This is a genomic window from Nocardioides terrigena (assembly GCF_003047265.1).
Taxonomy (GTDB): Bacteria; Actinomycetota; Actinomycetes; order Propionibacteriales; family Nocardioidaceae; genus Nocardioides; species Nocardioides terrigena.
This window is the reverse complement of sequence record NZ_PZYY01000001.1, coordinates 457,452-473,167: the sequence shown is the minus strand read 5'-3', so window position 1 is coordinate 473,167 and position 15,716 is coordinate 457,452. Positions and strand designations below refer to the sequence as shown.

Below are 15,716 nucleotides of genomic sequence, written 5' to 3'. Positions count from 1 at the left end.
GCCGTGGGCGTGGTCTTCAAGGGCTCGGGCTTCTACCGCACCGACAGCCGGTCCTCCTCGACCGCGTCGGCCCCCGCGACGGCGGGCTCCTCCTCCTCCAAGGACTCGGGGTCCTCCGGGTCGTCGTCGTCCTCCGACTCGGGCTCGTCCTCGTCCTCGTCCTCGTCGGGATCCTCGAGCTCGTCCGGATCCTCGTCGTCCTCCTCGGGCCCGTCGTCGTCCACAGGGTCCTCCTCGAGCTGACCCGTCCCCAGGGCCTTCTCGACCCCCGGCCCGGGTCCGTACTGCCGCCTAGCGTCGGCGCATGCCCCTGATCGACGACGTACGCCGCCGCTGGCGCACGCTGCGCCGCCACGTCCTGGCCCGCCGGCGGCCCCTCGCCGCCGCGTGTGCCGCCGTGGCGGTGCTCGTCGGGCTGCGGGTCGGCGCGGGTCCGCCGCCCGCGACGGTGGCCGTCCCGGTGGCGGCGCGCGACCTGTCGGCGGGCGTGGTCGTCGGACCGGCCGACCTCACGACCGCGGCCTTCGCACCGGGCACCGAGCCCTCCGGGCTGCCCGACGACCCCGTGGGCCGGGTCCTCGCAGCCCCGGTCGGGGCCGGCGAGCCGGTCACCGACGTCCGCCTGGTCGGTGCGGGGCTGGCCGACGCGCATCCCGACCTGACCGTGATGCCGGTGCGGCTGCCCGACGCCGGCGTCGTGTCGCTGCTGCGCCCCGGTGACCGCATCGACCTGCTGGCGGCCGACCCCGGGTCCGGCGAGGCCACCCCCGTCGCCGACGACGTCCTGGTGCTCGCCGTGCCCGCGGCGGACGACGCAGCCGCGGGCGACTCGTCGGCGCCGCCGGGGCGCCTCGTCGTGCTCGGGATCAGCCCCACGGCCGCACCCGACGTGGGTCTCGCGGCCGTGACGCTGTTCCTCGTGGTGGCCTTTTCGCGCTAGCGTCGTGCGTGTCCCAGCACCTCACCGGCTCCGGTCTCGGGGTCACGCAAGGAGTCACCCCATGAGCGGATTCAAGAACTTCCTCCTCCGCGGCAACCTCATCGAGCTGGCGGTCGCGTTCATCATGGCGGCGGCCTTCGCGTCCGTCGTCACGGCGACGGTCGCGCTCATCATGGACCTCATCGGCAAGGCCGGCGGCACCCCCGACTTCTCCAGCTACTCCCCCGGTGGGGTCTCGGTCGGCGCCTGGCTGACCGCGGTGGTCTCGTTCGTCCTCATGGCCACGATCGTCTACTTCTTCATCGTGCTGCCCTACACGAAGGCCAAGGACCGCTACTTCCCGGCCGAGGAGGCCGGCACCCCCGCCGACGTGGCCGTGCTCGAGGAGATCCGCGACCTGCTGCGCGCACGCAACGGCCAGGTCTGATCCCCGCGCGGCACCCGGTCAAACGACCGACACCGGACGGCTCGCCCCCTCGGGGCGGGCCGTTCGTGCGTATTCAGCCGTGGTGCGGTGGCACCTGGTCGCGGTAGTAGCGGTCACCGAGCGCCTGGCCGTGCGCCCCGACCCCGAAGACCGCGTCGAGGCGGCGGCGGCGTACCCACTCCGGCTCGACCTCGTCGTCGGGCGACGGGGTGGCCTCGACGTCCTCCGTGACGGCAGGCTCCGCGCCGGCCTTCGCGTCCTCGCCGGGCCGGCCGTCGTCAGGCGCGGGCCCGGGCGTCACGCGCACACGCCCGGGACGGGATCCTCCGTGGTCGCCGTCTCGGTCGGCGAGGGCTCCTCCGTGGGCGAGGCCTCCTCGCTCGGGGACTCGCTGGGAGTCTCCTCGGGCACCGGGGTCTCGGACGGGGTCTCGCCCGCTCCGCCGCCCTGCGCCTCGCTCGAGGTCGCCGGCGGCTCGGCCGTGATCGCGGTGTCGAGCACCGAGCGCGGGAGGGGCTTGTCCTCGTTGATCAGCTGCCAGATCGTGTCGGCGTCCTCGGTCCAGAAGACGCTGCCGAAGTGCTCCGAGTCCCGGGGGTAGTACTCCGTGGGCACGGTCACGAACTGGATCTCGTCGAGACCGACGTTCTGCAGCTGCATGGCGATCTTGCCGATGCGGGTCACGGTGCCGAGGCCGGTGTCGGTCTTGAGCGAGTCAGTGGCCGCGTCGAGGAAGCGCACCACCTTGTCGAGGCGGGTGAGGGTGCCGGCCGACTTGACCTCGCGGATCAGTGCCGCGATGAAGGTCTGCTGCCGGCGGATCCGGCTGATGTCGTTCTGCTGGGCGAGCTCACCGACGTACCGGGCCCGGACGTAGTCGAGCGCCTCGTCGCCGGTCAGCAGGGACGGGTCACCCGCGGGGACGAAGATCTGGTGCGCCGGGTCCTTGATGTCCTCGGGGACGCAGACCGGCACGCCGCCGACGGCGTCGACCATCTCGCCGAAACCGTTGAAGTCCACGACCACGAAGTGGTCGACGAAGACGTCGGCGTTCTCCTCGAGCTGCGCGACGGTGCACAGCGGGCCGCCGACGGCGAACGCGGTGTTCCACTTGACGTCGCTGGCGGCATCGCTGCCCTCGCAGTCGGGGCGCTGGATGATGGAGTCGCGCGGGATCGAGATGGCGTAGGACCGCGTCCGGTCGGCGGAGAGGTGGACGAGGATCGTGGTGTCCGAGCCACCACCGCCCGCCTCGCCGTCGATCTCATTGCCCTCGCCGGAGCGGGTGTCGTCGCCCATCACCAGGATGTTGAGGGGCTCGCCGTTGCCGCGGTAGATCTTCTCCGGGCGGTCGTCGCCGAGCGCGGAGAGCGACTCGGTCTCGATGTTGCCGTTGAGGTGGCGGTAGAAGAAGACGACGCCGAGGGCAGTGACCAGGGCCAGCACGACGCTGCTGGCGAGGACGACACGACCGACGGTGTGCTTGCGCTTGACCTTGCCCTTGCGCTTGGGCGCGGGCGGGTCGGTGGCAGCGCTGTGGGCTCCTGACACTGTTGCTTCACACCTTCGTCGGTGGGGTACCTCAGCGGCACCCCGGGGTCAACATCGCAACCTACGCGACGTCGACAAATTGTCGCCGCAGACTCGAGCAGGACAAATTCCTCATCCCCGGTCGCATGACAGGATGACGCGGTCCACTCGTCCTCGGCTCCAGGGACTCCTCGTCGTGCCGCACCGCTCCACCCGCCCCCTCCGCCGTCCGCTGGCCGCCCTCGTGGTGGTCGCCGGGCTCGCCCTCGTCGCGCCGGTCGCCAGCCCTGGCACCAGTCCCGTCGCCCGCTCGGCGACCGCCGGCGCCGGTTCCCCCGCCCCGGGCACCGCCACCACGGCCGGTCGCGGCACCGCGGTCGCCGAGGAGCCGCCCAACGTGGTCATGGTGCTGACCGACGACATGCGCAAGGACGACATGCGCCACATGCCGCACGTGCGCGAGCTCCTCGTCGACCGGGGCATGACCTTCCGCCAGGCGCAGTCACCGCACCCGCTGTGCTGCCCGGCCCGCGCCGAGATCCTGTCCGGGCAGTACGCCCAGAACAACGGCGTGCACCACAACTCCGGCCCGTACGGCGGGTGGCAGGCGTTCGACCCGAGCTCCACCATCGCGACGTGGGCGCAGGACGAGGGCTACCGCACCGCACTGCACGGCAAGCACCTCAACCACTTCGAGCGGGGCTCGGCGGCCGACCCGGGGTGGACCAACTTCGACATCCTGATCGAGCCGGCGACCGACTACGCCAACTTCGACTTCTTCGGCGGCACCTCCTACCGCAACGACTACGTCACCACCCGTCTCGACCAGCGCACCGTGTCCGACCTCGAGCGCTGGGCGGGCCCCACGCCGTACCTGGTGATGGCCAACCACGTGGCGCCGCACATCTGGATGCCACGGTCGGCCCGCGGCGACGGTGACGGGGACCGCGGCGGACGACCGCCCAAGGTGGCTCCCGAGCACAAGCGGGCGCTGGCGCGACTCAAGCCGGCCGCCTTCAAGGCCCCGAGCTTCAACGAGGCCGACATGAGCGACAAGGAGAAGGGCGTCCGCTCGCGGGCCAAGGTCTCGCGCCGCGAGATGAGCACGCTCAACCTCGCCCGCATCCGGTCGCTGCTCTCGGTCGACGACGCGGTGAAGCACCTCGTGGACACGCTGCGCGAGACCGGCGAGCTCGACAACACCTACATCGTCTTCACCAGCGACAACGGCTACGCGCTGGGCGAGCACCGCTTCACCGGCAAGGACCGGCTCTCCGACGAGATCCTCGACGTACCGCTGGTGGTGCGCGGTCCCGGCGTCCCGGCCGGGAAGAAGTCCGACCGCCTCGTCTCGCTGGTCGACCTCACCGCCACCCTCACCTCCCTGATGGACCTCTCCCCCGACATCACGCTGGACGGCGAGGACTTCTCCGACACCCTCCTCGGCGGCAAGGCGACGCACCGGCGCGACACGATGCTGATCCAGACCGGTGGCAAGGCCACCGGCGTGCGCGACCCCGGCTGGACCTATCGCGGCGTCCTGACCGAGCGCTACGCCTACGGGCGGCGGGTCAACGACCGGCTCAGCGACGGGTTCCTCTACGACCGCGCCCAGGACCCCTACGAGCTGCGCAACCTGATCCGCTCGAAACGCTACGCCCCCGTACGCCGCGAGCTGGAGCGCCGCCTGCGGGCCCTCGGCGACTGCGCGGGCAACGAGTGCAACCGGCACTTCGGCCGGACGCCCAAGCCGCGGGGCTGACGTCGCCGCCGGGGGTCGCCTTGGTCATGGCCCCGCCCTGCTGACAAAATGACCGCGCCCCGCGTGGGCACGCCCCAGTAGCTCAGTGGATAGAGCAGCCGCCTCCTAAGCGAAAGGTCGCAAGTTCGACTCTTGCCTGGGGCACAGGTGAGGCAGGCCGGACCCGTCCTCGGGTCCGGCCTGTGCCATGTCGACCCGGCACTTCCGACGCGCTGGATCGTGCCGACCGGGCACTTCCGTCGCGCTCGACAAGGCACGACGCCGCGGGCGCGCAGCGTCACGAGCCCGGGAGGACGTCCTTCACCGCGTCGACCACCTTGGCGACGACCGGGCGCTCGTCGCCCCCACTGGCCCACGCCGGGTCCTGCGGCATCGGGCCCATCGGGTCGGCGTGCTCCGGCGGCGCGGTGCGCGGGGCGAGGGCGCGGGTGATCGCCTCCGACAGCCCGACGAGCCGGTGCTCCGCGGGCAGCAGCAGCTCCACGAAGTCCTCGTCGCTCGCGACCATGTCGTGGTGGAGGCTCTCCACCAACGCCTCCACGGTCGGCCGGGGCACGTCGGTGAGGCTGCCGACCAGCGTGCCGACGAGTGCCGTCGGCAGCAGCGGCACGTGGACCTGCGGCCGGGCGAGTCCGGCGTGCGTGGTGTAGGTGTCGAGCAACGCGCCGTAGCGCAACGTGTCGGGTCCGCACACGTCGAAGTGCCGCGACGGGCCGTCGTACTCGAGGGCACCGACGAGCGCGGCCAGCACGTCGACGACCGCGATCGGCTGCACGAGGGAGTCCATCCAGGTCGGCACCGTGTGGACCGGCATCCGCTCGCTGACCTGACGGATGATCTCGAACGACGTGGACCCGCTGCCGAGGAGCACGGCGGCCCGCAGGACCACCACGGTGGCGGGGGTGTCGAGGAGGATCCGCTCCACCTCGCGCCGGGAGGTGATGTGCTCGGACAGCTCGTCGTCGGGGGCGTCCGGCACGAGCCCGGAGAGGTAGACGACCCGGCCCACCCCGTGGGTGCGCACGGCGCTCGCGAAGTGGGAGGCGGCCGCCCGGTCGGTCTCGGCGAAGTCGTCGCCGCCCATCCCGTGGATCAGGTAGTAGACCGCGTCCACGCCCTCGCACGCGTCCGCGACCTGGGCGGGATCCAGCGCGTCCATCACGACGGTCTCGACCCGGCCCGCCCACCACGGCATCTCCCGCTCGGGGTCGGACGTGGTGGTGCGCACGTCGTGGCCGCCCTCGAGGAGCAGCGGCACCAGCCGGCCGCCGACGTAGCCGGTGGCACCGGTGACCAGGATCTTCACAGCGTCTCGAAGCGCAGGCCGCCGGCCTGCACGCGGGCCAGCAGGTTGTCCCCCATCGCCTGGGCGGTGGTGACCTGCCCGGCGGTGGACGGGTTGTCGTCGAGGACCAGGCACAGCGCCGACTCGGCGAGCATCATCGACGTCTCGGTGTAGCCCGGGTCGCCGCCCGACACCCGGGTGTGGACGGTCCGCCCGCCGGACTCCCCGACGAAGTCGACGGTGAACCACGACTTGTCGCGACGCGCCTCGTCGGGGCCCTCGCCCTGGGCGACCCGGTCGAGCAGGAACCGCCGCACCGGACCGACCTGGGCGGCCGCGGCCAGCGCGCCGACGACGACCGCGCCGCCGGCGGCGTACCGGATCGTCTTCGTGCCGGCGTAGTGGGAGTAGCGGAAGTCGGGGCCGTACGCCGGGAGGGCCGCGCCGCTGCGGGCCACGACGATCGGGTCGATGGTCGGCAGCGGGAGCAGCCAGTAGCCGAGCACGGAGTCCTTGTGCGGCGTGCCCGACACCGCACGGGAGCGACGGCCGTCGGCCGGCTTGCCCTCGGCGCGGCGGCGGGCGGAGTACGCCTCCTTCATCCGGCGGGCGCGGGCGAACTGGTTGAGCGCGGAGTGGATCGTGCCGCCCGACGCCGTCCCACCGGAGCGGACCACCCCTCGCAGAGTGATCGGCGCGTCGTCCGGCAGCTGCTGCACCGTGTAGAGCGCGCCGAGGTCGTGCGGTATCGAGTCGAAGCCGCAGGCGTGCACGATCCGGGCGCCGCTGGCGACCGCGGCCCGGTGGTGGCGCAGGTACATCCGGTCGACGAACTCCGGCTCCCCGGTCAGGTCGACGTAGTCGGTGCCGGCGTCGGCGCACGCGGCGACCAGCGGCTCGCCGTACGCGAGGTAGGGGCCGACGGTCGTGATGACGACGCGGGCCCGCTCGGCGACCTGGACCAGGCTGGTCGGGTCGGTCACGTCGGCGTGCAGCAGCTCGAGGTCGTCGGCGCTGCCGGAGATCGTCGCCAGGTGGTGACGGACCTCCTCCAGCTTGTCGCGGTTGCGCCCGGCGAGCGCCCAGCGCAGCCCGTCGGGCGCGTGGCGGGCGAGGTACTCCGCGGTCAGCCTGCCGGTGAAGCCGGTCGCCCCGAAGAGCACGATGTCGAAGTCACGGTCAGCCTTGCGGTCGTCAGCCATGCCGCCATCCAAGCAGTCGCCGGAACCCCCTCGTCCGGGGCGGCGTCCCACAGCCATGACGAAGTGGATCTCGGTCGTGCTGGGGCTGGTGGCCCTGGTCGCCGGCACCGTCCTCACCACCCTCGCCGTGGCGGGGCAGGGAGGACCGGCAGCCGCCGACCGGCAGGGTCCCGAGGCCGACCCCGCGAGCGACCTGCGGCTGGCGTCCGCGAGCCTGCGGGCCGCCAGCTCGTGTGCCGACCTGCTCGCGCAGTACGTCGACCGGGGCCTGGCCCAGGTCGGCCCCTACGGCTGGGACGCCGGGCCGATCGTGATGTTCGACGCGACGGGGTCGGCCACCCGCTCGGAGGCGTCGGCGAGCGCTCCGACGCTCCCCGCGACCACCGGGTCGCAGAGCACCGCGTCCGGCACCAACGTGCAGGAGGCCGGCGTCGACGAGCCCGACGTGGTCAAGGTAGTGGGCGGCCTGCTGTTCCGCGTCCAGGACGACGTCCTCACGACGTACGACGTCGCGGGTGCCGCGCCGCAGGAGCGGTCGTCCCTCACCCTGGACGGACTCGGCGACGGCGAGCTCCTCGTCAGCGGCGACCGGGTGGTCGTGCTCGGCACCGTCGACGGCGCGTACGACGCACAGCTGACGACGCGGGTCGTCGTGCTGGACGCCTCGGACCCCGGCGCCCCGCAGGTCGTGAGCACCACTGATCTCGACGCGGAGCTGACCGCCGCACGCCTGCACGACGACCGGGGTGACGACGTCGTCCGGCTCGTGCTCCGGTCCTACCGTCCCGCCCTCGACTTCGTGCAGCCCGGTCCCCGCCAGGGCGAGCGGACCGCCCTGGAGCGCAACCGGCAGGTCGTCCGGGACTCCACGCTCGCGGACTGGCTGCCCGGTGTCGACGGCGAGCCGGTCGTGGACTGTGCCGACGTCGCCGTCCCGACCGACGACGACGCCGTGCTGGGCACCACCACGGTGGTGGGCTTCCGGCCCGGCGGCTTCGACCCGCTCGCGAGCCCGACCTCGACCGCGGTGGCCACGGACGCGGCGACGTCGTACTCCTCCCCCGACCGCGTCTACCTCGCGACCGCCGCCCCGTCGGGCTGGTGGGGCTCACCGACGATCGACTGCATCGACCGGTGCCTGCCCCCGTCGCCCGGGGGTCCGGGCAGCACCGACGGGACCACCGACCTCTACGCCTTCGCCCTCGACGGCGTCGCCACGACCTTCGTCGCCGGCGGTGAGGTCGAGGGGTCGGTCCGGGACCGCTGGGCGATGGACTTCTCCGACGGCACGCTGCGGGTCGCCGTCGGTGCGACGTCGAGGACCGCCGACGCCAGCTCGGTGCTCACCCTGCGCGAGGAGGGGACCGAGCTCGTCGAGGTGGGCCGCGTCGACGGGCTCGGGGTCGGCGAGGAGATCAAGGCGGTGCGCTGGTTCGACGACCTGGCGATCGTGGTGACCTTCCGCCAGGTCGACCCGCTGTACGCCGTCGACCTCACCGACCCGGCGTCCCCGCGACTGCTGGGCGAGCTCAAGATCCCCGGCTACAGCGAGTACCTCCACCCCCTCGGCGGCCGGCGGCTGATCGGCATCGGTCAGGACGCGTCCCCCGACGGCATGGTCCGCGGCGCCCAGGCCGCGCTCTTCGACGTCACCGACCTGACGTCGCCCGCGCGCCTCGACACCGTCGCCTACCCCCGGTTCTCCGTGGCCGGGGCGGGCACCGACCCCCGCCAGTTCACCTGGCTGCCGGACCGGCGGATCGCGCTGACCGTGGTCTCCGAGGCGTGGCGGGGACGCACCGGCTGGGTGTCCGTGCTCCGGCTCGGCCGGGACCGGATGGACGACGACATGGTGCCGGTCGAGGTCGGCGACGAGGTGGCCCAGGTGCGGCTCGTGCCGCTGGCCGACGGCCGGGTCGTGCTCGTCACCGGCGACGGGGTGTCGTTCTTCGCCCTGTGAGCGACGGGACCGGCCGCCTACGCTGGGGGCATGTGCCGCAACATCCGCCCGCTCAACAACTTCGAGCCGCCGGCCACCAGCGACGAGGTCACCGCCGCCGCGCTGCAGTACGTCCGCAAGGTCGCCGGCACCACCAAGCCGTCCCAGGCCAACGAGGACGTCTTCTACGCGGCGGTCCGCGAGATCGCCCACATCACCCAGCACCTGCTGGACGACCTGGTGACGACAGCGCCCCCCAAGGACCGTGAGGTCGAGGCCGCCAAGGCGCGCGCCCGCGCCCAGGCCCGGTACGCGTGACCCTCCGCGCCGAGCCACGGGACACCTCGAGCGTCGACGAGGTCCTCGACTTCCTGGCGGACCGCCCCCTCGTCGCGCTCACCGGGGCCGGGCTCTCCACCGACTCGGGCATCCCCGACTACCGCGGTCCGGGCGCGCCCGTGCGGATGCCGATGACCTACCAGGAGTTCGTCTCCGGACCGGTCCCCCAGCAGCGCTACTGGGCGCGCAGCCACCTCGGCTGGGCGCGGATGGGCCACGCCGAGCCCAACGCCGGGCACCGGGCGATGGCCCGCCTCGACCCCGACCTGCTCATCACCCAGAACGTCGACGGCCTCCACGAGGCCGCCGGCTCGCGGCAGGTCGTCGCACTGCACGGGCGGGTGTCCGAGGTCGTGTGCCTCGGCTGCGGCGCGATCACGCCCCGGGCCGCGCTCCAGGAGCGCCTGGCCGAGCTCAACGCCGGCTGGCTCGCCGAGCACGCCTCGGCGGCCATGCGCCCGGACGGCGACGTGGAGCTGGAGGAGACCGACGGCTTCGTGGTGCCCGGCTGCGACGGGTGCGGCGGCCTCCTCAAGCCGCACGTGGTCTTCTTCGGGGAGAACGTCCCCGCCGAGCGGGTGGCTCGCTGCTACGCCGCGGTCGAGGCCCTCGGCGACGACGGCGTGCTGCTGGTCGCCGGCTCGTCGCTCACGGTGATGAGCGGGCTCCGCTTCGTCAAGCGGGCGGCGCGGGCCGGCACCCCCGTCGTGATCGTCAACCGGGGCACCACCCGCGGCGACGACCATGCGACGTACACGTTGGCCGTCGGGTGCAGCGAGTTCCTCACCGACCTCGTCGAGCGCCGCGGCTGAGCACCGGCGCTCGGCAGAGGCGGGACCTGCTCAGAGGCGGCGGACGAAGATGTGGTCGGCCGCCTCGTGCACGACCTCGGCGGTCTCGCCGCCGGAGCCGACCAGGATGCCCTCGGCCGTCGTGGCGACGGTCACGGTCTTGTCGGGCACGGCGCCGACCCGGCGCAGGGTGCCCATCAGGTCCTCGTCCTTCTGCATCTCCTCGGAGATGCGACGCACGAGCACCCGCGACTCCTCGGGGCCGGCGACCGCGGACAGCGGCTCGACGCCCTCCATGAAGCCCTCCCCCAGCGCGCTCTCGCCGAGCTCGTCGAGGCCGGGGATCGGGTTGCCGTACGGCGACTCCGTCGGGTGGTCCAGCAGCTCGACGAGGCGACGCTCGACGGTCTCGGACATCACGTGCTCCCAGCGGCACGCCTCGGCGTGCACGAGCTCCCAGGGCAGGCCGATGACGTCGGTCAGCAGGCGCTCGGCGAGGCGGTGCTTGCGCATCACCCGGGTCGCGAGGCGACGGCCCTCCTCGGTGAGCTCGAGGTGCCGGTCACCCTCCACGGTGAGCAGGCCGTCGCGCTCCATGCGGGCGACCGTCTGCGAGACGGTGGGCCCGCTCTGGTGCAGGCGCTCGGCGATGCGGGCGCGCAGCGGCACGATGTCCTCCTCCACGAGCTCGTAGATCGTGCGGAGGTACATCTCGGTGGTGTCGATCAGGTCGCTCACGGCGTCATTGTGTCCCATGTCCGGCAGTCCCGCCGACGTGGCACAGTGAGGGGGGTGACCGAGCTGATCGTCCCGCGGCGCTTCTGCGGACCGCCCGACTCGGGCAACGGCGGGTGGACCGCCGGAGCCCTCGCCACCACGCTCGCCCGCGAGCCCGACGACCACGTCACGAGATGGCCGACGATCGAGGTCTCCCTGCGGCAACCGCCGCCCCTCGACAGCCCGCTCGACGTCGCCGTCGGGGACGACGACACGGCCACCGCGACCTTCGGCGGGGCCGTGATCGCCACCGCCCGGCTCGTGCCCGAGGCGGCGCTCCTCGAGGTGGACACGGTGGACCCCGCCGTCGCGCGGGCGGCCGAGGCGGCGTACGCCGGTCACGCCTTCCACCCGTTCCCGACGTGCTTCGCCTGCGGCACGGGGCGCGAGGAGGGCGACGGCCTGCGGATCTTCCCCGGCGCCGTGGGTGACGACGAGGGTGCGCCCGACCGCGTGGCCGCCACCTGGACGCCGCACCGCAGCATCGGCGAGGACGTCCACACCGACGTCGACGAGGAGCCGCGCGCCTCGGTCGCCGCGACCTGGGCGGCCCTCGACTGCGTCGGCGGCTGGGCCGGCGACCTCACCGAGCGGCTGATGGTGCTGGGCCGGATGACCATGCGGATCGACACGCTGCCCGTCATCGGCGAGGAGCACGTGGTCGTCGGGTCGGGGCGCCGGCGCGAGGGACGCAAGACGTTCACCGCCGCGACCCTGTACGACGCCGACCGGCGGGTCGTCGCGACGGCGGAGCACATCTGGATCGCGGTGGACCCGGCCCTCTTCGGCGGGCAGCGCCCGTCGGATTGACCCATCGGATTGACCCACGCCCCGGCGGCTGGTGAGAATAGTGGGCATGGCTGATTTTAACGATCCAATCCAGGGCGGACCCACGTGGTGGCGCAACGCCGTCGTCTACCAGGTCTACGTCCGCAGCTTCGCCGACAGCGACGGCGACGGCATCGGCGACCTCCCGGGCATCACGTCGCGACTGCCCTACCTGCGCGACCTCGGTGTCGACGCCCTGTGGATCACGCCGTTCTACACCTCGCCCCAGCACGACCACGGGTACGACGTCGCCGACTACACCGACGTCGACCCGCTGTTCGGCACGCTCGGCGACGCGGACGCGCTGATCGCGCGGGCGCACGAGCTGGACCTGCGCGTCATCGTCGACCTGGTGCCCAACCACACCTCCGACGAGCACGTCTGGTTCCAGGCCGCGCTGGCCGCCGGCCCGGGCAGCCCGGAGCGGGCGCGCTACATGTTCCGCGAGGGCTCCGGCCCCGACGGGTCGCTGCCGCCCAACAACTGGGGGTCCGTCTTCGGCGGTCCGGCCTGGACCCGCGTCGACGACGGCGAGTGGTACCTCCACCTCTTCGACTCCACCCAGCCCGACCTCGACTGGCGCAACCCCGAGGTCGGCGACATGTTCGAGGACGTGCTGCGCTTCTGGCTCGACAAGGGCGTGGACGGCTTCCGCGTCGACGTCGCCCACGGCCTCTACAAGGAGGAGTCGCTGCGCGACCAGGTCGTCGAGGAGGGCGAGCGCCCGTCCTCCGGCCAGGTCAACAGCGACCACTCGATGGTGTCCCTCGAGCTCAAGGACGAGCCGATGTGGGACCAGCCCGAGGTGCACGACGTCTACCGCCGCTGGAGCGCCGTCCTCGACTCCGTCGGCGACGACCGGATGGCGGTCGCCGAGGCGTGGACCCAGACCCCCGAGTCGATGGCCGCCTTCGTCCGCCCCGACGAGCTCGACCAGGCCTTCAACTTCGCCTGGCTGCTGGCCGAGTGGTCGGCCGAGTCGTTCCGCGAGGTCGTCGTCGACACCCTCGCGGCCGTCGCCCCGGTCGGCGCGTCCCCGACGTGGGTGCTGAGCAACCACGACGTGGTCCGCCACGTGACCCGCTACGGCGGGGGCGAGCAGGGCCTGGCCCGCGCCCGCGCCGCGACGCTGGCGATGCTCGCGCTGCCCGGCTCCTCCTACCTCTACCAGGGCGAGGAGCTCGGACTCGAGCAGGTCGACGTGGCCCCCGAGGACCGGCAGGACCCGTCGTGGTTCCGCACCGGCGAGGTCGGCCGCGACGGCTGCCGGGTGCCGATCCCGTGGGGCGGCGACTCGGCCCCCTTCGGCTTCGGCCCGGGCGAGGCCCAGCCGTGGATCCCGCAGCCCGACGAGTTCAAGGGCCTGACCGTCGAGGCGCAGACCGGGGTCGCGGGCTCGACGCTGGAGTTCTACCGCGCCGCGCTCGCCGCCCGCCGCACGCACGCACTGCCGGCCGGTGACGAGGTCACCCACGCCGCGGTGACCGGTGACGTGCTGGAGCTGCACCGCGGTGCCCTCCGGGTGCTCCTCAACTGCGGCACCACCTCGGTCCCGCTCCCCGAGGGCACGGTGCTCGCGAGCAGCCGCTCGGTCACCGACGTGCTGCCGCCCGACACCTGCGTCTGGCTCGGCTGAGCCGCACCCGGACGCCCCACGGCCCGCCCCCTCGATCGAGCAGGGGGCGGGCCGTGCGTACGTCGGGTGGTCAGCGCTCGTCGAGCGTCGCGTTGTAGCGGGAGAAGCGGGACACCAGCTCGTCGAGGTCCTCGGCGGTCCAGTCGGCGAGTCTTTCGTCGAGCTGCTCGATCCGGAGCCTGCTGACCTGGTCGACCCGGTCCTTCGCCTCGGTCGTCGCCGTCAGGATGGTGGCGCGGCCGTCGGCGGGATCAGGGGTGCGCTCGACCAGGCCGAGCTCGACGAGGTGCTGCACCTGGCGCGACACCGCACCCTTGTCGAGGTCGAAGGCCTCGGCGATGTCCGCCGAGCGTCGCGGCCCCGCCTCGATGAGGTGGGCGAGCATGACGTACGACGAGGGCTGCAGCGACGGGTGCACGAGGGCGGCCCGCTCGCTGAGCGCGCGGCGTACGCGTCGCATCAGGATGCCCATCTCCTGCTCGAGGGCGTGCAACGTGCGGATCCGGTCGTTCACCGCTCCAGCACCGCCGTCGCCCCGGGCGCCAGGGCGGCCTCGCGGGGCTCGTCCTCCAAGGTCTCGCGCATGGGCACCTCCTGGATGAAGAGTACGGCGACCAGCGCAGCGACGGCGAAGGGCGCGGCGACCAGGAAGATGTGACCGGTCGCGACGCCGAAGGCGTGCTCGACCACCACCCGCACCGGCTCCGGCAGCGTGGCCAGGTCGGGGATCTGGTGGGTGTCGCCGACAGCGCCCTGGATGCCGAGCTTCGCGAGTCCACGGGAGATCTCGTCGGCGACCTGGTGGCCCAGCACCGCACCCAGCGCCGAGACGCCCACCGAGCCGCCCAGCGAGCGGAAGAACGCGACGAGCGCGCTGGCCGCGCCCATGTCGGCCTGCGAGGTGTTGTTCTGCACGGCGAGCACGAGGTTCTGCATCGTGGCGCCGAGGCCGAGCCCGAGGACCGCCATGAAGGCACCCACGACCCAGAGGTTCGTCGTGTCGTCGATGGTCGAGAGCAGCAGCAGGCCCACGATCACCAGGACCATGCCGCCGACCAGGAACTTCTTCCACTTGCCGGTCTTCGTGATGAGGCGACCACTGATGATGCTGGACACGAGCAGCCCGCCCACCATGGCGACCGACATGAGGCCGGCCTTGGTCGGGGACATGCCACGGGCGAGCTGGAAGTACTGCGACAGGTAGACGGTCGCGCCGAACATCGCCAGGCCGATGAGCACCGAGGCCAGGGTGGCCAGCGACGTCGTGCGGTCGCGGAAGAGCCGCATCGGGATGATCGGGTCGCGGGCGACCTTGATCTCGACGTAGATGGCCGCGGCCACGACGACCAGGCCGCCGAGGACCAGGGCGATGCTGGTGGTCGAGGTCCAGGCGAACTGGCTGCCGGCGAGCGAGACCCAGACGAGCAGCAGCGAGACGCCGCCGACCAGCAGGGTGGCCCCGAGGTAGTCGATGTGCACCTCGCGCTTGACCACGGGGATGCGCAGCGTCTTCTGGAGCACGACGAAGGCGACCAGGGCGACGGGGATCCCGAAGAAGAAGCACCAGCGCCAGCCCACGGTGTCCACCAGCAGGCCGCCGACGAGGGGGCCGGAGATGGTGGCCATCGCGAAGACGGCGCCGATGTAGCCCGCGTAGCGACCACGCTCGCGCGGCGGGACCATGGTGGCGATCACGACCTGCACCAGCGCGGTGAGCCCACCCACGCCGAGGCCCTGGATGGCGCGGGCGCCGATCAGGACTTCCATGGAGGGCGCGAAGCCGGCGATCACCGAGCCGATGGAGAAGATCACCAGCGCGCTCTGCACCAGGATCTTCTTGTTGAACTGGTCGGCGAGCTTGCCCCAGATCGGCGTGGTCGCCGTCATGGTGAGCAGGGTGGCCACGACGACCCAGGTGTAGCCGGTCTGGCTGCCGTCGAGGTCGGTCACGATCCGCGGCAGCGCGTTGGACACGATGGTGCTCGACAACATGGCGACGAACATCGCGAGCAGGAGGCCGCTGAGCGCCTCCATGACCTCGCGGTGGCTCATCTGGCCGGGCTGCCCGGACGCCGGCGGGGCCGCGACCGGTGCGGTGGTGGGCTGGGGGTGGGACACGGACGCTCGATTCATGTGAATATAAGGTTGCCACCGGCAACTATATTCCTCGGAGCGCTCCCCTGTCTGCCCGACGGGTACGTGACGTCGGCCACGGAGTGCCACCGAGCGCCACGGAGCGCCCGCGGCGCGACCCGCCTGG

The 15,716-nt window shown here is 72.7% G+C and carries 16 protein-coding genes and 1 tRNA gene; 9 read left to right on the top strand and 8 right to left on the bottom strand.

The window, feature by feature from the left end; genetic code table 11:
- Positions 1-32 precede the first annotated feature (32 nt).
- Complete coding sequence (locus DAE25_RS23695; RefSeq protein WP_234410843.1) at positions 33-224, bottom strand: hypothetical protein; 192 nt, start codon at positions 222-224, stop codon at positions 33-35.
- Positions 225-304: 80 nt separating this feature from the next.
- Between DAE25_RS23695 and DAE25_RS02215 the strand changes: the two genes are divergently transcribed.
- Positions 305-940 (top strand): SAF domain-containing protein, encoded by a 636-nt coding sequence (locus DAE25_RS02215; RefSeq protein ID WP_107764583.1) that lies wholly within the window; start codon positions 305-307, stop codon positions 938-940.
- 61 nt (positions 941-1,001) lie between these two features.
- Positions 1,002-1,367 carry an MscL family protein gene (locus DAE25_RS02210; protein WP_107764582.1) on the top strand — a complete coding sequence of 122 codons (366 nt, stop codon included), beginning with the start codon at positions 1,002-1,004 and terminating at the stop codon, positions 1,365-1,367.
- A 73-nt stretch (positions 1,368-1,440) separates the two neighbouring features.
- On the opposite strand, the gene DAE25_RS02205 is transcribed toward DAE25_RS02210, so the two are convergent.
- Positions 1,441-1,668 (bottom strand): hypothetical protein, encoded by a 228-nt coding sequence (locus DAE25_RS02205; protein WP_159083519.1) that lies wholly within the window; start codon positions 1,666-1,668, stop codon positions 1,441-1,443.
- Complete coding sequence (locus tag DAE25_RS02200) at positions 1,665-2,918, bottom strand: LCP family protein (RefSeq protein WP_107764580.1); 1,254 nt, start codon at positions 2,916-2,918, stop codon at positions 1,665-1,667. Before DAE25_RS02200 ends, DAE25_RS02205 begins: the two co-directional genes overlap by 4 nt.
- Positions 2,919-3,051: 133 nt before the next feature.
- Here DAE25_RS02200 and DAE25_RS02195 point away from each other — a divergent pair, with 133 nt between their 5' ends.
- Both DAE25_RS02195 and DAE25_RS02190 read left to right on the top strand, forming a co-directional pair.
- A complete protein-coding gene (locus DAE25_RS02195; protein ID WP_107764579.1) occupies positions 3,052-4,659 on the top strand; it encodes a sulfatase family protein in 1,608 nt (535 codons plus the stop codon).
- A gap of 71 nt (positions 4,660-4,730) precedes the next feature.
- Positions 4,731-4,803: transfer RNA gene (locus DAE25_RS02190), tRNA-Arg, on the top strand.
- Between the two features lie 133 nt (positions 4,804-4,936).
- Here the strand turns inward: DAE25_RS02190 and DAE25_RS02185 are convergent.
- Positions 4,937-5,965, bottom strand: a complete 1,029-nt coding sequence (locus tag DAE25_RS02185; RefSeq protein ID WP_199907390.1) for an NAD(P)H-binding protein — start codon at positions 5,963-5,965, stop codon at positions 4,937-4,939.
- Positions 5,962-7,146, bottom strand: a complete 1,185-nt coding sequence (locus DAE25_RS02180; RefSeq protein ID WP_107764930.1) for a saccharopine dehydrogenase family protein — start codon at positions 7,144-7,146, stop codon at positions 5,962-5,964. The genes DAE25_RS02185 and DAE25_RS02180 overlap by 4 nt, the downstream gene beginning before the upstream one ends.
- 55 nt (positions 7,147-7,201) lie before the next feature.
- Between DAE25_RS02180 and DAE25_RS02175 the strand changes: the two genes are divergently transcribed.
- The 3 genes from DAE25_RS02175 to DAE25_RS02165 are packed head-to-tail and all read left to right on the top strand — an operon-like array spanning position 7,202 to position 10,236.
- Positions 7,202-9,106 carry a beta-propeller domain-containing protein gene (locus tag DAE25_RS02175; RefSeq protein WP_159083518.1) on the top strand — a complete coding sequence of 635 codons (1,905 nt, stop codon included), beginning with the start codon at positions 7,202-7,204 and terminating at the stop codon, positions 9,104-9,106.
- 30 nt (positions 9,107-9,136) lie between these two features.
- Positions 9,137-9,403 carry a DUF2277 domain-containing protein gene (locus DAE25_RS02170; protein ID WP_107764577.1) on the top strand — a complete coding sequence of 89 codons (267 nt, stop codon included), beginning with the start codon at positions 9,137-9,139 and terminating at the stop codon, positions 9,401-9,403.
- A complete protein-coding gene (locus DAE25_RS02165; RefSeq protein ID WP_107764576.1) occupies positions 9,400-10,236 on the top strand; it encodes a Sir2 family NAD-dependent protein deacetylase in 837 nt (278 codons plus the stop codon). The genes DAE25_RS02170 and DAE25_RS02165 overlap by 4 nt, the downstream gene beginning before the upstream one ends.
- Before the next feature lie 30 nt (positions 10,237-10,266).
- On the opposite strand, the gene DAE25_RS02160 is transcribed toward DAE25_RS02165, so the two are convergent.
- Entirely contained in the window at positions 10,267-10,953 is a 687-nt protein-coding gene (locus DAE25_RS02160) for a metal-dependent transcriptional regulator (protein WP_056887670.1), read from the bottom strand.
- A 54-nt stretch (positions 10,954-11,007) separates the two neighbouring features.
- Here DAE25_RS02160 and DAE25_RS02155 point away from each other — a divergent pair, with 54 nt between their 5' ends.
- Positions 11,008-11,802, top strand: a complete 795-nt coding sequence (locus tag DAE25_RS02155; protein ID WP_199907389.1) for a hotdog family protein — start codon at positions 11,008-11,010, stop codon at positions 11,800-11,802.
- A gap of 46 nt (positions 11,803-11,848) precedes the next feature.
- Positions 11,849-13,456 carry a glycoside hydrolase family 13 protein gene (locus tag DAE25_RS02150; protein ID WP_107764929.1) on the top strand — a complete coding sequence of 536 codons (1,608 nt, stop codon included), beginning with the start codon at positions 11,849-11,851 and terminating at the stop codon, positions 13,454-13,456.
- A 70-nt stretch (positions 13,457-13,526) separates the two neighbouring features.
- On the opposite strand, the gene DAE25_RS02145 is transcribed toward DAE25_RS02150, so the two are convergent.
- Together DAE25_RS02145 and DAE25_RS02140 are read right to left on the bottom strand one after the other, a co-directional pair.
- Complete coding sequence (locus DAE25_RS02145) at positions 13,527-13,970, bottom strand: MarR family winged helix-turn-helix transcriptional regulator (RefSeq protein ID WP_234410797.1); 444 nt, start codon at positions 13,968-13,970, stop codon at positions 13,527-13,529.
- Positions 13,967-15,589 carry an MDR family MFS transporter gene (locus tag DAE25_RS02140; RefSeq protein WP_234410796.1) on the bottom strand — a complete coding sequence of 541 codons (1,623 nt, stop codon included), beginning with the start codon at positions 15,587-15,589 and terminating at the stop codon, positions 13,967-13,969. The genes DAE25_RS02145 and DAE25_RS02140 overlap by 4 nt, the downstream gene beginning before the upstream one ends.
- Positions 15,590-15,716: the final 127 nt, after the last annotated feature.

Bases quoted from the DNA above. Each gene is read 5' to 3' on its own strand.
- DAE25_RS02215 (WP_107764583.1), top strand. From the start codon at position 305: ATGCCCCTGATCGACGACGTACGCCGCCGCTGGCGCACGCTGCGCCGC.
- DAE25_RS02210 (WP_107764582.1), top strand. From the start codon at position 1,002: ATGAGCGGATTCAAGAACTTCCTCCTCCGCGGCAACCTCATCGAGCTG.
- DAE25_RS02195 (WP_107764579.1), top strand. From the start codon at position 3,052: ATGACGCGGTCCACTCGTCCTCGGCTCCAGGGACTCCTCGTCGTGCCG.
- DAE25_RS02180 (WP_107764930.1), bottom strand. From the start codon at position 7,146: ATGGCTGACGACCGCAAGGCTGACCGTGACTTCGACATCGTGCTCTTC.
- DAE25_RS02175 (WP_159083518.1), top strand. From the start codon at position 7,202: ATGACGAAGTGGATCTCGGTCGTGCTGGGGCTGGTGGCCCTGGTCGCC.
- DAE25_RS02170 (WP_107764577.1), top strand. From the start codon at position 9,137: ATGTGCCGCAACATCCGCCCGCTCAACAACTTCGAGCCGCCGGCCACC.
- DAE25_RS02150 (WP_107764929.1), top strand. From the start codon at position 11,849: ATGGCTGATTTTAACGATCCAATCCAGGGCGGACCCACGTGGTGGCGC.
- DAE25_RS02140 (WP_234410796.1), bottom strand. From the start codon at position 15,589: ATGAATCGAGCGTCCGTGTCCCACCCCCAGCCCACCACCGCACCGGTC.